Source organism: Bradyrhizobium sp. BLXBL-03, assembly GCF_051853015.1.
GTDB lineage: Bacteria > Pseudomonadota > Alphaproteobacteria > Rhizobiales > Xanthobacteraceae > Bradyrhizobium > Bradyrhizobium manausense.
In genome coordinates this window covers 4,772,958-4,786,485 of sequence record NZ_CP182470.1, presented here as the reverse complement: position 1 = coordinate 4,786,485, position 13,528 = coordinate 4,772,958, and the positions used below count along the sequence as shown (strand labels likewise).

The window sequence follows — 13,528 nt, the reverse complement described above, 5'->3', positions numbered from 1 at the left end:
CTCCTGTCCAAAATGGCGTACTTCCCTCACTTTCGGACATGACCATGATCGGCATCCTGATCTTCCCGGACTTCCAGCTGCTCGATGCGGCCGGTCCCATCTCGGTGTTCGAGATCGCGGCACGCGCCAGCGGCAAGCCGCTGGCGCTGCGGGTGCTGGCGCTGAATGCGGGCGCCGTGCGCTCGTCCTCCGGCGTCGAGATGATGGCGCGCGATTTCAAATCTGCGAACGCGATCACGACGCTGGTCGTGGCCGGCGGCGCGGGCGTGTCGGCTCCGGCGGGCTGTCCTGCGACGCTCGCCTTCGTGCAGCGGCTGGCCAGGCGCGGCGTGCGCATCGCCAGTGTCTGCTCCGGCGCCTATGTGCTTGCGGAGGCCGGCCTGCTCGACGGCCGCCGCGCCACCACGCATTGGGGCCGCACCCGCGAATTCGTCGCGCGCTATCCCAAGGTGAAGTTCGAGCCGGACCAGATTTTCACCCGTGACGGCAACGTCTGGACGTCGGCGGGCATCAGCGCCGGCATCGATCTCGCGCTCGCGATGGTCACCGAGGACCACGGCGAGGAGATCGCGCAAGCGACCGCGCGCCAACTCGTGCTCTACCATCGCCGCAGCGGCGGCCAGTCGCAGTTCTCGTCGCTGCTCGAGTTGAAGACGCCGAACGGCCGCTTCGGTGGGCTGTTGTCGTGGGCGCGGGAAAATCTCGACGCGAGGTTGACCGTGGAAGACCTCGCCGATCGCGCCGGCATGAGCGCGCGACATTTCGCCCGCGCCTTTGCCGCCGAGACCGGCACGACGCCATCGAAAGCGATCGAGCGCCTAAGGATCGAGGTCGCGCGCGAACGCGTTCAGTCCTCGCGCGAGGCGATCGAACGCGTCGCCGAAACAACCGGTTTCGGCGACCCCGAGCGCATGCGCCGCGCCTTCATCCGCGCCTTCGGCCAGCCGCCGCAGGCGTTGCGGCGCGCGGCACGGGCGGGGCAGCGGTCCAATGGAGGCCGGTGCGCCTCAGACGAGAGGGTGGACGCGGCTCCGGATGCCTCGCGGGCCGATGTCGCTGTTTGAGACGACGTAGTCGATCTCGCCGCGCGAAGTGCCGATGTCCATCAACTCCCTATCACTCAAGTTAGACAACGTAGCGTGTAATTTCTGCTTATCACTCCATTCTTGGAAGGCATCCCAGCACCCCCAGAAAAGGCTGCAGACACACCGCGTTGATGCGGAGGTTCTTTCGAGCCAGCTGGTGCTGTCGATCGTGCTCATTGCCCTGTCTCCTCTGGAAGATCCGCACCCGCACGAGATTGCCAGGGGAGATCCAGCCGCGCTTGACCGGCAGCTTACATTTTCCTTTTCAGCAGCTTATTCTTGCGGTTTTCGCCGGGACCAACCTCCGGTCGGCCGGCTCACTCAACGGATCAGAATTTGCGCTATCTGTTCGAAGAGTACGCATTCGACATCGACCGGCGCGAGCTGCATCGCGGGGATAGCCTCATCGCGATCGCACCCCAGGTATTTGATCTGCTCGACTACCTGATCAGAAACAGGGATCGGGTCGTCAGCAAGGATGACCTGGTGAACGCCGTTTGGAAGGGCCGCATCGTATCCGACGCTGCGCTGACGACCCGCCTGAATGCCGCCCGAATTGCGATCGGCGATTCCGGTGAAGAGCAGCGCCTCATCAAGACCCTGCCGCGCAAGGGCGTCCGGTTCATCGGAACCGTGGCGGAGAGTGAGACCAGAGAGCCGATAGGCCCTGGGAGCAGGCCAGGACCGGAAGCACCCACTCTCGCGCTTCCCGATAGACCGTCCATCGCGGTGCTGCCGTTCGAGAATATGAGCGGTGATCCCGAGCAGCAGTATTTTGCCGATGGCATGACTGAAGAGATCACGACTGCACTGTCCCGGTTCAAATCGCTGTTCGTCATTGGTCGCAACACGAGCTTCACCTACAAGGGGCGCGTTGTCAGCGTAAAGCAGGTCGGTAGAGAACTCGGCGTTCGCTACGTATTAGAGGGAAGCGTTAGAAAAGCCGGAAGCAAGGTTCGCATTACCGGGCAGCTTCTAGAGGCTGTGACGGATCGACATTTGTGGGCTGACCATTTTGATGGTGCGCTCGAGGACGTTTTTGGTCTGCAAGACCAAATCACAGCAAAGGTCGTTGGGCTGATTGCTCCGAAACTCGAGCAGGCGGAAATCGAACGATCGAGACGGAAACCTACCGAAAAGCTGGACAGCTACGATTTCTTCTTGCGGGGTATGGCGCTGGGGACAAGTCGGAGGGCGCAACCTCTTGCGCGGGCCTTCTTTAAGGAAGCGTTTGAACGAGACGAAGAATACGCCGCAGCATTTGCCATGGCTGCGTGGACATTTCTCGTGCAGCAAGTGACCAGCGGCTTGCCTCTGACAGAGGAAATGCGAGCGGATGCGGTTCAGTTTGCTCGCTTTGGTGCAAGAGCGGCAAATTTCGACGCTTTCACATTGGCCAGGTGCGGCCATGTGCTGACGTACTTTGGGCAGGAATATGATCGTGGATTGTTGATGGTCGAGCAGGCTGTCGCTCTCAACCCAAATCTCGCCATCGCTTGGTACTCCCGGGGATGGGTGGCGCTGATGTGTGGTGAACCAGAACGCGCCATCGAGAGTTTCGACCGAATGATCAGGTTAAGTCCTTTTGATCCGTTACGAGCAACTGCTTGGTTGGGAATCTCGTTTGCACATTTTTGTCAGGGACGCTTCGAGGAAGGATGCGCCTTGGCGGTGAAGGCATTCCAGTTCACCGCCGATACGAATATGCTCGAAGCCTATATTGCGAACTCGGTCCGAGCTGGACATGCTGTCGAAGCCCGCGAAGCGGCGGCGCAATTGTTGAAACTTCAGCCGGACTACCATGCTTCGCGTGGCCGACAGGCTGTTCCTTTCCGTTCAAACGACGTGCGCAAGCAGATCGCATCGGCCTTGCGAGCCGCTGGCTTGCCGGAGTAGCCCCGCACATCTCCGTGCCGTAGGGGCCGGGATCGACAGCGGCACGGGTAGGGCGGGCACACGATCGTCAGCCAAAGGCCTTGCCGACCTCCCGACCAACGGATGCGATCACATCGTTTCGTCCGTTGGGATCGAGCGATGCGCCGGTGAGATAGACCGCGATGATGATCGGCGAACGCTCGGGCGGCCAAACGATCGCGACGTCATTGGCCGTCTCGCGTTGACCCGAACCGGTCTTGTCGCCCACACGCCATCCTTGCGGCAGGCCGGCCCGCAAACGACTGTCGCCGGTCTTGTTGGCCCCAAGCCATTTGACCAGTTGATCGCGCCCTTCAGGGACAAGGGCATCACCGAGCAGCAGACGCCGGAAATTTGCGGCCATCGCATTCGGCGTGGTGGTGTCGCGGGGATCGCCCGGCGCGGCTTCGTTCAGTTCGGTTTCAATCCGGTCGAGCCTGGTCGTCTCGTCGCCCAGGCTGCGCGCAAAGCTGGTCAAGCCGGCGGGACCGCCAATGTTTTTCAGAAGTGCGTTGCCGGCCGTGTTGTCGCTCAGGGTGATGGCAGCCTCGCAAAGTTCGCGAAGCGACATTCCCTCTCCGCCGACATGCTTGCTCGTGACCGGCGAGTACTCGACGAGGTCGGCCTGCTCGATACGAACGCGCCGTTCAAGGCCTTCCAGCTTGCTGCCCACGTCTTTCAATATTGCCGCCGCCGCCAGGACCTTGAATGTGCTGCACATGGGAAAGCGTTCGTCTCCCCTGTGATGGATGGGAACGCCGGAATTCGTGTCGAGCACGGAGACGCCGAGTCGGCCTCCGCTCTTCTGTTCCAGCTGCTTGATCGCCTCGATGAGCGGTGCAGTTCCACCTGACGCGGCAACCGAAACATCAGGCAGGAACAAACCTCCGGCGATCGCAAATGCGGATGAGCTGAATTGACGTCGTGTAAGCATCGAGAACTCCCCTGAATGCGGGAAGGTTTTGCGTCGCGCCCGGGCGATTGACAAACGATGGTTCGTAAGGCCATCCATAAGTAAAACTTGGATCGGAAAAACTTGGATCCGGACTTGGCCCGTCGCCCTGCCAATATTTCCAATCTACCCCTGAACGCGCTCCGCTCATTCGAAGCGGCCGCGCGCCATCTCAGCTTCACCAAGGCCGGTCTCGAACTGCGGGTGTCGCAGGCGGCCGTGAGCCAGCAGGTGCGGGTTCTGGAAGAGAGCCTGCGCGTCAAGCTTTTCCGGCGATTGACCCGCGGGCTCGCTCTCACGGAAGAAGGCGAGGCGCTGCAGCCTGCAATCTCGGATGCGTTCGGCCGAATCAATCAGGTGCTGGACCGGTTCGAGAACGGTCGAATGCGCGAAATGCTGACAGTTGGCGTCGTCGGAACGTTCGCATCCGGCTGGCTCCTTCCGCGTCTCAGGAGCTTCACCTCTGATCATCCGAACATCGATGTCAGAATCTTTGCGAACAACAACCGTGTGGACCTCGGCGGCGAAGGGTTGGACTACGCCATTCGATTTGGCGACGGCGCGTGGCATGGAACGAATGCCGAGCGGCTGGTCGAGGCCCATTTCACACCGATGTGCGCGCCTGATGTGGCCAAGCGCCTGAGAGATCCGGTCGACCTCCATAAGGAGGTGTTGTTGCGGTCGTACCGGCCGGGCGAGTGGGCGCAATGGTTCGAGGCGGTCAAATGCAGGCAACCGCGGATGACCGGACCGACCTTCGACTCGTCGGTCTCCCTGGCGCATGCCGCGGCTCAAGGCGCCGGGGTCGCGCTCCTGCCGGTCGCGCTGTTTTCGGACGATCTATCGCGCAAGCGGCTGGTTTGCCCCTATGACGACCAAGTCTTTCTGGGATCCTATTGGCTCACGTCGCTCAAATCCAAGAGGCTCTCGCATGGGATGAAGGCGTTCCACGACTGGATCTTGGCGGAGTGCAAGAAAAAGAAGTCGCGCAATCCATAATGCTTCCGCCCCCTCCGGACGGCAGCTTTTAAGTTGCGCTGCTTGGAGCCACCGGGCTGGACGTTTCCGCCCGCGCCGTCAGTCGCCGCGCGATCGGTGTCAGCAAGTACGGCGCCAGATGAATCGGAAACTGCGTCATCGCGAAATAGAGCCAAGTCGTCGGCGGCAGCGCGCCTGATGTCGCGGCCAGCATCAGGCCGAGATTGCGCTGTGACACCATCAGCCCGAGCGCCAGCGCGCGCTCGGTGCCGATGCGGCGGAACAGCAAGGTCGTGACGGCGAGCAGCGCAAAATAGATCGTGAAGGACAGGGCTGCGAGGCCGATGGTGAAGATCGGCCGCGCGATCAGGTCGCTGATCACGTCGCCCATCACGGCGGCCGCGAAGATGAAGAGGATGATGATGTTGAAGCCGTCGATCGGCTGCTTGTAGCGCTGGATCGTCTCGGTGCCGAACAGCCGACGGATGACGGTCGCGCCCAGCAGCGATGCCGCCAGGATGCCGAGCAGTTTCAGGCCAAGCGTGAGTGGGGAAATGCTGAGCATGCCGGCGAGAAACAGGCTTGCGAACAGCGAGGCGGTGAACGGCACGATGGCGGTTGCGGTCACCAGCGTGACCAGCACCAGCGTCGCATCGAGGCCCATCAGGGCGGCGAGCGCCGGAGAGGCCATCATCGGCGAGGCCATGCTCTGCAGCATCAGAGCCAGCGACAGGCCGGGCGCGTGGTCGGTGAGCCCGGTCGCATGCGCGATCAAGCCAACGATGACGGGCACGCCGATCGTGGTCCAGGCCGTGGCGGTCGCCACCAGCGCAGGCCGACGCAGATGGCCATAGAGCGCCACGAGATCGACCCGCATGAAAGAGATGCAGAGCAGGACGAGGATCGCCTCGGTGACGTAGGGACGCAGCAACGCGCCGAGCGGCGGCACGGCTGCGGCGATGAATACGACAGCCGCCACCGCGCGCGTGCCCTGGCTGCCGAGCCAGGTCAGGCCGCGCAGCGGAAGGGCGAAGAGGGATTGAAGCGCTGATGACATCAGGATGGTGGCGTTGTCAGCCCAACGCCTTCAGCCAGGCGCCGATCTCGCTCACGGCAACATTGGCCTGTTGCAGCAGTTTGCCCATGGTGAAGAAGCCGTGGAATTGGCCGGGATAATGCCTGGTGGTGACCGGCACGCCGACCTGCTTCAGCCGTGCGGCGTATTCCTCGCCCTCGTCGCGCAGGGGATCGGCGCCGGCGGTGAGCACATAGGCCGGCGGCAAGCCGATGAGCGTGGTCGCACGGGCCGGCGAGGCGCGCCAGTCATGGATATCGGCGGCGCCGTTGAGATAATGGTCGCGAAACCAGCGGACCACCGCATGCGTCAGCAGCACGCTGGTCTCTGGCTCGCTGTGCGAGCCGTGCGTCATGGCGAAGTCGACGGCGGGATAGATCAGCACCTGGCCCGCGAGCTTGGGGCCGTCGCCATCACGCGCGGCCAGCGCAACGACGGCCGCGAGATTGCCGCCGGCGCTGTCGCCACCAATCGAAAGGCGCGCAGGGTCGATGCCGAGCTCGCGCGCATTCGCAGCCACCCATTTGGTCGCGGCAATCGCATCATCGGTTGCGGCGGGAAACTTATGGTCGGGCGCAAGGCGGTAGTCGATCGCGATCACGATCAGCGCGCCTGCGTCGGCGAGCTGCCGGCAGACGACGTCGTGGCTGTCGAGATCGCCGATCACCCAGCCGCCGCCGTGGAAGAACACCAGCGCGGGCGCCAGCCCATCCTTGAGACGCGGCTGTTTCGGCACGTAGATCCGTGCCGAGATTGCGCCGTGGGGTGCCGGGATCGACAGCGGCGCGACGCGGGCCAGCTCGGGCGGCTCGGGGTTGGTGGCAAACCGGGCCCGGAGGTAATCGTCGCGCGCTTCCGCAGGGGACAGCGTCTCATAGGGAGGGCGGCCAGCCTCCTGGAAGGCGCGGTAGACGGCGGCGGCATCGGGATCGAGCACGACGGGCATGGGGGCGACCTCGGTGGTTTCTGGTTATCGTTGAACGGGGGGCAATGCCCGCTTCGGGCCCCGGGGAGAGGCCTCCAACTATCCCATCCAGGGGCCGGGATGGCCAGCGGGTGGCCGGCAGGGCAGGAATGCCGCCCTTTCCCCGCCGTATTCGCCGTGTTAACCGGTTGGCCTGCGAGCGGCGGTATCCCCTGTAGAATGTCCAACAAGCCCGATTCGCTGTTGAAGCCGCGCGAGATGTTCAAAACTTTTACCCTGACAGGCCTTGCGGCGCTGCTGGCTGCCAGCGCGCTGACGGTTGCAACGCCGGTGCAGGCGCAGATCGGCACGATCTTCTCCGATCCGCCGCCGCTGCGCCCGCCGGGGACCATTCCCCGTGGCGGACAGCCGCAGCCGGCCCCGACCCCCGACGACGACGAAGAGGTGCCTGAGCTGCCGCCGCAGGGCCGTGTGCTGCCGTCGCGCCCGATGCCGCGCCAGGGCAATGCCATGCCCGGACCGGTCGAAACCCAGCCGCTGGCGCCGCCGCCGGGCACCAGCATCGCGCCGCAGAACCAGCCCCCGGCCGTGGCGGTTGCGCCCCCGGGCGGGCCGGCCCAGCCGGGCGCAGCTCCCGGTGCTGTTCCTGGTCAGCGCCAGCCGCAGCAGAAGGGCGGGCCCCAGCAGGGTGCCATACCGCAGGCACCGGCAAGCCTGCAGCCGGGCGACGAGGTCGTCACCGAGCCGCCGGCCCAGAAGATCGTGAACAAGAAGGCGACCTTCTCCGGCCTCGACAAGATCACCGGCCGCATCATCAATTTCGACGAGGATATCGGCGAGACCGTGCAATTCGGCGCGCTCAGGGTGAAGACCGATGCCTGCTACACGCGCCCCGCGACCGAGGCCGCCAACACCGACGCCTTCGTCGAGGTCGACGAGATCACCTTGCAGGGCGAGGTGAAGCGGATCTTCTCCGGCTGGATGTATGCGGCAAGCCCCGGCCTGCACGGCGTCGAGCACCCGATCTACGACATCTGGCTGACCGACTGCAAAGAGCCGCAGCAGACCATTGCGACCGCAGCGCCGGATCCCGCAACCAAGCCGGCCGCGCCCCCACCACCGCCAGCGGCGCAGAAGAAGGCCGCGCCCAAGCAGGCCGTGCAGCAGCGTCCGCCGCAGCCTCTGCCGCCACCGCCGCAGGCGGCCCCGCCGCCACCTCCGCCGCCGGAGCAGCGACCCGGTCTGTTCGGTATTCCCGGGTTTGGCAGCCGGTAGGGCTGATCTACTGCCGCGAAGCGATGATCTCGAGCGCGCGTGCGCCGGGGATCGCATCGCCTGACGACAGTCGCAGGAAATCGCCGGGCTCGCCGGTGAGCGCCTTGTCGAGCAGCGCGGTGTAGCGCCGCCTCGAGATTTCGGTCGCACCAAAACTCTTCAGATGCTCGGTGACATATTGGGTGTCGAGCAGCTCGAAGCCGCCATGGATCAGCCGCGCGACCAGATGCACCAGCGCGACCTTGGAGGCATCGCGCGCGGTGTGGAACATGCTCTCGCCGAAGAAGGCGCGCCCGAGGCTCACGCCGTAGAGGCCGCCGACGAGATCGTCGCCCTGCCACGCCTCGACGCTGTGGCAATGGCCGAGCTCGTAGAGGCCGCCATAGAGGTCGCGGATGCGCTTGTTGATCCAGGTGTCCTCGCGCCCTGCCTGCGGCGCCGCGCAGCCGGCGATGGTCGCCTTGAACGCGGTGTTGACGGTGACGCGGAACGCGTCCGAGCGCACGGTGCGCGCCAGGCGCGAGGCGACGCGAAAGCCATCGAGCGGGATCACGCCGCGCATTTCCGGCTCGACCCAGAACAGGGTCGGATCGTCCGCGCTCTCGGCCATCGGAAAGATGCCGCAGGCATAGGCGCGCAGCAGCACGGCGGGTGTGATTTCAGATGAGGCGGAGTCGCGGGAAGTCATGATCGCTACAATAGCAGGATCGCGATGCCGGTGCGATGGGGCGGGGCCGGGATCAGCTTGCCGCCGCGGCGCTGTTCGCCTGGCCTGATACGGCGGGGGTGCGGCGGAACCGGAGGAGGATGCGGGTCCCGGAATGGTTCGGATCGCGCTCGACGGTGGCATCGAGCTTGGAAGCCATGGCCGCGACGATGCGCTGGCCCATGCCGGTGGAGCGCGGATCGGCCTTGACGTTGTCGCCGACGCCGTCGTCGGTGATGGACAGCAGGAGATCCTCGCCTTGCGAGGTCAGCTCGACGTGAATGGGCCCGGCGCCATCGGGATAGGCGTATTTCACAGCGTTCATCACCAGCTCGTTGACGATGATACCGACGGCGACGGCGCGGTCGGGGTCGATCTCGATCGGCTCGGCCTTCACCGTCAGGCGCGACATCCGGTTGCCTTCGGCGGAGCGGCGGAGGTCCTCGAGCAGGGAGTCGAGATATTGGTTGAGCATCACGCTCTTCAGATCCTGCGAGGTGTAGAGGCGGCGGTGCACCTGGGCGACGGCGGCAACGCGGCCCATCGCGTTGGTGAGGGCGGCCTTGACCTCGTCCTGTGCGGCGGAGCTCGCCTGCAGGTGCAGCAGCGAAGCGATGATCTGGAGCGAATTGCCGACGCGGTGATTGACCTCGCGCAAGAGCAGCTCGCGTTCGGCGGCAAGCGCGGCGTAGCGGTCGCGCGAGGCGTGGATCTCGGCCTCGGCTTCCTCACGCGCGCGCTGCAGCTCGGCCTGGCGCAGCGCGCCTTCGGCCGCGACATGCAGCAGCGGGATGAAGTCGCCCTTGACGTCCTTGACCAGATAGTCGGCCGCGCCTGCTTTCAGCGCGGTCACGGCGATGCTGGAATCCTGCGAGGCGGTGACGAAGACCACGGGCGGGGCGTCCGGGATCGCCATGATCTGCTCGAGCGTCTCGAGCCCGTCGAGACCCGGCATGTACTGGTCGAGCGCCACGACATCGATGCAGCCCTGAGTGCTGGCGTTGCGGATCCGCTCGAGGCCTTCCTCGCCGCTGGCGGCATGGACGACCTTGTAGCCGCGCCGAGTCAGGCCGCGATCGACCAGGCGCGCCAGTGCGTCGTCGTCATCGATATAGAGCAGTGTGGGTGTGCGGTGTTGGGTCATGAAGCGGCGGGCGGGACCTGGATGACCGAGAAGAACAGGCCGAGCTGCCGGATGGCATTGGCGAAATTCTCGTAATTGACGGGCTTGGTGATGTAGACGTTGCAGCCGAGCTCGTAGCAGCGCTTGATCTCCTGGCTGTCGTCGGTGGTGGTGAGCACCACCACGGGTGAGGCCTTGAGATATTTGTTTTCCTTGATCTGCTTCAGGATGTCGATGCCGCTCATGTCGGGCAGGTTGAGGTCGAGCAGGATCAGCAGCGCGTTGCCCTTCTGAGCGAGCCCGGTTCCGTCCGGGCCGAACAGATGCTTCATCGCCGAGTTGCCGTTGGTGAAGGAGAGGATCTCGTTGTTGACGCCGGAACGGCGGATATTGCGCTCAATCAGCCTGGCGTGGCCCTCGTCGTCCTCGATCATGATGATGGTGACGGGCATTGTCATCGGTCCGCGTTCCGGTTGCTGGCGTTCCAATTGATGGGCAGCGTGATCGTGAACGTGCTGCCCGCATTCAGTTCCGACGATACCGACATGGTGCCGCCGAGGCGGCGCACAAGTGCACGTACATGGGCAAGACCGATGCCCTGACCGGGCTTGTCCTGGGTTCCAGCACGCCGGAACAGGTCGAAAATCCGCTGATGATCCCTTGGATCGATGCCACGGCCATTATCGCTGATGTCGAAGATAGCGTAGCCAAGCTTGGTGCGCCCGCGAATTCTGATCTCGCCGGGGACCCCGGTCTTGAGGTACTTGATCGCGTTATCGATCAGATTGGAGAAAATCTGCTCCAGTGCAAGGCGGTCGCTGACAATATTCGGCAACGGCTCGATGTGGATCTCGGCCTGCGCTTCGGCCGCCTGGTGCGCCAGCGAGGAGACGATGGCCTCGATGAAGTCGCGGGTGTCGATCCGCTCCGGCTGAAACTCGCGCCGGCCCTCGCGGGTGAGGTTGAGGATCGCCGAGATCAGCCGGTCCATCCGGGCGATCGAAGATTTAATGAAGCCGAGCGCTTCGGAAAAATCCGCCGACAGCTGCTTGTCGGCGTCATCGAGCGGAATCTCTGCGGCCTCGACCGGTGGACCGCCGGCCGGCACACGCGTAAGCGCTCCGATCCGTCGGAAGATGTCCTTGCCCAATTCTTCGAGCTCGCTGGTGAAGCCCATGATGTTAACCAGCGGCGAGCGCAGGTCATGGCTGACGATATAGGCAAAGCGCTGGATCTCGTCGTTGGCTTCACGCAGGTCTGCCGTGCGTTCGTCTATGGTGGCCTCCAGGTTGACGTTGGCATCGCGCAGCTGTGCCTCGGCCTCGTCGCGGATGCGCGCCGAACGCCGCACCAGCCAGATCGAGATCAGGGCGAGGACCACCACGAGGCCGGAACCGATACCGGTGAGGGAGGCAGCCAGCGTCTGGCTGCGGTCGGCGTTGGCCGTGCGGAGCTGGAACAGCCGCTCCTCCTCGCGGATCATCGCGCTCCCGGCGCTGCCGATGGCAATCGTGGTGCCGGCGCTGGCGGCTTCGCTGACGAGCGCCGTGGCCTTCTCCGGCTGACCCTGGCCCACGAAATCGATCTCGCGCGCGAACTGGCCGAGGCGGGTTTCGATCGCGGCACTGAGCTGCTCGATATTCTGGCGTTGTGCCGGATTGTCGCCGATCAGGCGCGTCAGCCTGTCGAGCGCAGGGATGATCGCGGCGACGGCCTTTTCGTGATCGGTCCGGAAACCCGCCTCCCGCGTCAGCAGGTAGCCACGCGCGCCGCTCTCGGCACGGCGGACCTCGAGCAGCAATGCATTGACCTGGTTCTCCACCTCGATGGTGTGAACCACCCATTTGCTGTCGTTGCGCGCCTCGTTGACCAGATAGACCGAGCCTGCGCTGATCGCGGTCAGCACGACGAGGCCGGCTGCGAACAGCAGGATCTGCCCAAATGCGCGACGTCGCCGCCCCTCGGCGGTCACGACGATCTCGCTCGATCATATCTGGAAGTCAAAACGCCCCCTTGGAACTGCCCACCGTCCAGAACGCGATGGGGGCCAAGCGGTTCCCGACCTGGGTGACGATTATTTGGCTGGTGGTTCCGACTTGCCGGCGAGGTACTGTTCCAGCCAGTGGATGTGGTAGTCGCCGTTGATGATGTCATCCTGGCGGACCAGATCGCGGAACAGCGGGAGCGTGGTCTCGATGCCCTCGACCACCATCTCGTCCAGCGCACGGCGCAGGCGCATCAGGCATTCGGCGCGGGTCTTGCCGTGGACGATCAGCTTGCCGACGAGAGAATCGTAATAAGGCGGGATCTGGTAGCCCTGATAGACCGCGGAATCGATGCGCACGCCGAGGCCGCCGGGCGGGTGATACTGGAGAATCCGGCCGGGCGAAGGGCGGAAGGTCTGCGGGTTCTCCGCATTGATGCGGCATTCGATGGCGTGGCCGATGATCTGGATCTCGTCCTGCCTGGCCGGCAGCTCGCCGCCGGCGGCGATGCGGATCTGCTCCAGCACGAGATCGATGTCGGTGATGCTCTCGGTGACGGGATGCTCGACCTGGATGCGCGTGTTCATCTCGATGAAGTAGAACTCGCCGTCCTCGTAGAGGAACTCGATGGTGCCGACGCCGAGATATTTCATCTCGCGCATCGCCTTGGCGCAGGTCTCACCGATCTTGGCGCGCGCCGCCGCAGCCAGTACGGGCGAGGGGCCTTCCTCCCAGACCTTCTGGTGACGGCGCTGGAGCGAGCAGTCGCGCTCGCCGAGATGGATCGCGCCGCCGCGGCCGTCGCCGAGAATCTGGATCTCGATGTGGCGCGGCTTCTGCAGGTATTTTTCCAGGTAGACCGAGGCGTCGCCGAACGCGGATTTCGCTTCGTTGGCCGCCGTCGACAGCGCGATCTGCAGATCCGCTTCGCTCTGCGCGACCTTCATGCCGCGGCCACCGCCGCCGGCGGCCGCCTTCACCAGCACGGGGAAGCCGATCTTCCTGGCGATCGCCATCGCGTCGTCGTTGGGACCGACCGCGCCGTCGGAGCCGGGCACCACGGGGATGCCGAGCCGCTTGGCGGTCTTCTTGGCCTCGATCTTGTCGCCCATCAGGCGGATATGCTCGGCCTTGGGGCCGATGAATTGCAGGTTGTGCTCGGTAAGGATCTCGGCGAAGCGCGCGTTCTCCGACAGGAAGCCGTAGCCGGGATGCACGGCGTCCGCGCCTGTGATCTCGCAGGCCGCGAGCAGCGCGGGAATGTTGAGATAGCTGTCCTTCGACGGCGGCGGCCCGATGCAGACGCTCTCGTCCGACAGGCGCACATGCATGGCGTCGGCGTCGGCGGTGGAGTGCACGGCAACGGTCGCAATCCCGAGTTCCTTGCAGGCCCGCAGGATGCGAAGGGCGATCTCGCCGCGATTGGCTATGAGGATCTTGTCGAACATGTTGTCCTGCAGCGAATGGCGAGCGGCGAAGGCGAGTAGGGAGGGCTGGCGCCATTCGCTAT

Annotated in this window: 13 protein-coding genes; 4 read left to right on the top strand and 9 right to left on the bottom strand. The window is 64.6% G+C overall.

Annotation, left to right across the window (positions count from 1 at the left end):
- Window positions 1-44 precede the first annotated feature (44 nt).
- On the top strand, window positions 45-1,064 hold the full coding sequence (locus ACNJX9_RS23015; RefSeq protein ID WP_439404300.1) for a GlxA family transcriptional regulator: 1,020 nt from the start codon (window positions 45-47) through the stop codon (window positions 1,062-1,064).
- On the opposite strand, the gene ACNJX9_RS23010 is transcribed toward ACNJX9_RS23015, so the two are convergent.
- Window positions 1,008-1,262: a DUF1127 domain-containing protein gene (locus tag ACNJX9_RS23010; protein WP_083514081.1), complete on the bottom strand. Its 255-nt coding sequence runs from the start codon at window positions 1,260-1,262 to the stop codon at window positions 1,008-1,010. The genes ACNJX9_RS23015 and ACNJX9_RS23010 overlap by 57 nt on opposite strands.
- A 159-nt stretch (window positions 1,263-1,421) precedes the next feature.
- Here ACNJX9_RS23010 and ACNJX9_RS23005 point away from each other — a divergent pair, with 159 nt between their 5' ends.
- Window positions 1,422-2,981, top strand: coding sequence for a winged helix-turn-helix domain-containing tetratricopeptide repeat protein (locus tag ACNJX9_RS23005; RefSeq protein ID WP_439404299.1), 1,560 nt, complete (start codon window positions 1,422-1,424; stop codon window positions 2,979-2,981).
- A gap of 67 nt (window positions 2,982-3,048) precedes the next feature.
- On the opposite strand, the gene bla is transcribed toward ACNJX9_RS23005, so the two are convergent.
- Window positions 3,049-3,933 (bottom strand): class A beta-lactamase, encoded by an 885-nt coding sequence (gene bla, locus ACNJX9_RS23000; protein WP_439410112.1) that lies wholly within the window; start codon window positions 3,931-3,933, stop codon window positions 3,049-3,051.
- Window positions 3,934-4,035: 102 nt separating this feature from the next.
- Here bla and ACNJX9_RS22995 point away from each other — a divergent pair, with 102 nt between their 5' ends.
- On the top strand, window positions 4,036-4,950 hold the full coding sequence (locus ACNJX9_RS22995; RefSeq protein ID WP_283809587.1) for a LysR family transcriptional regulator: 915 nt from the start codon (window positions 4,036-4,038) through the stop codon (window positions 4,948-4,950).
- A 28-nt stretch (window positions 4,951-4,978) separates the two neighbouring features.
- Here the strand turns inward: ACNJX9_RS22995 and ACNJX9_RS22990 are convergent, their stop codons facing one another.
- Both ACNJX9_RS22990 and ACNJX9_RS22985 read right to left on the bottom strand, forming a co-directional pair.
- Window positions 4,979-5,986: a Na+-dependent transporter gene (locus ACNJX9_RS22990; RefSeq protein ID WP_439404297.1), complete on the bottom strand. Its 1,008-nt coding sequence runs from the start codon at window positions 5,984-5,986 to the stop codon at window positions 4,979-4,981.
- A gap of 16 nt (window positions 5,987-6,002) precedes the next feature.
- Window positions 6,003-6,950: an alpha/beta hydrolase gene (locus ACNJX9_RS22985; RefSeq protein ID WP_439404296.1), complete on the bottom strand. Its 948-nt coding sequence runs from the start codon at window positions 6,948-6,950 to the stop codon at window positions 6,003-6,005.
- A gap of 198 nt (window positions 6,951-7,148) precedes the next feature.
- Here ACNJX9_RS22985 and ACNJX9_RS22980 point away from each other — a divergent pair, with 198 nt between their 5' ends.
- Window positions 7,149-8,204, top strand: a complete 1,056-nt coding sequence (locus tag ACNJX9_RS22980; protein ID WP_439404294.1) for a DUF2155 domain-containing protein — start codon at window positions 7,149-7,151, stop codon at window positions 8,202-8,204.
- 7 nt (window positions 8,205-8,211) lie between these two features.
- Here ACNJX9_RS22980 and aat read toward each other — a convergent pair whose 3' ends face one another.
- From aat to accC, 5 genes are all read right to left on the bottom strand, one after another.
- Window positions 8,212-8,892 (bottom strand): leucyl/phenylalanyl-tRNA--protein transferase, encoded by a 681-nt coding sequence (aat, locus tag ACNJX9_RS22975; RefSeq protein ID WP_439404292.1) that lies wholly within the window; start codon window positions 8,890-8,892, stop codon window positions 8,212-8,214.
- Window positions 8,893-8,944: 52 nt separating this feature from the next.
- Window positions 8,945-10,054, bottom strand: a complete 1,110-nt coding sequence (locus ACNJX9_RS22970; protein ID WP_439404291.1) for a sensor histidine kinase — start codon at window positions 10,052-10,054, stop codon at window positions 8,945-8,947.
- Window positions 10,051-10,491, bottom strand: coding sequence for a response regulator (locus ACNJX9_RS22965; RefSeq protein WP_057744874.1), 441 nt, complete (start codon window positions 10,489-10,491; stop codon window positions 10,051-10,053). The genes ACNJX9_RS22970 and ACNJX9_RS22965 overlap by 4 nt, the downstream gene beginning before the upstream one ends.
- Entirely contained in the window at window positions 10,488-12,005 is a 1,518-nt protein-coding gene (locus ACNJX9_RS22960; protein ID WP_057744877.1) for a sensor histidine kinase, read from the bottom strand. The genes ACNJX9_RS22965 and ACNJX9_RS22960 overlap by 4 nt, the downstream gene beginning before the upstream one ends.
- Before the next feature lie 102 nt (window positions 12,006-12,107).
- On the bottom strand, window positions 12,108-13,466 hold the full coding sequence (gene accC, locus ACNJX9_RS22955; protein WP_439404288.1) for an acetyl-CoA carboxylase biotin carboxylase subunit: 1,359 nt from the start codon (window positions 13,464-13,466) through the stop codon (window positions 12,108-12,110).
- Window positions 13,467-13,528: the final 62 nt, after the last annotated feature.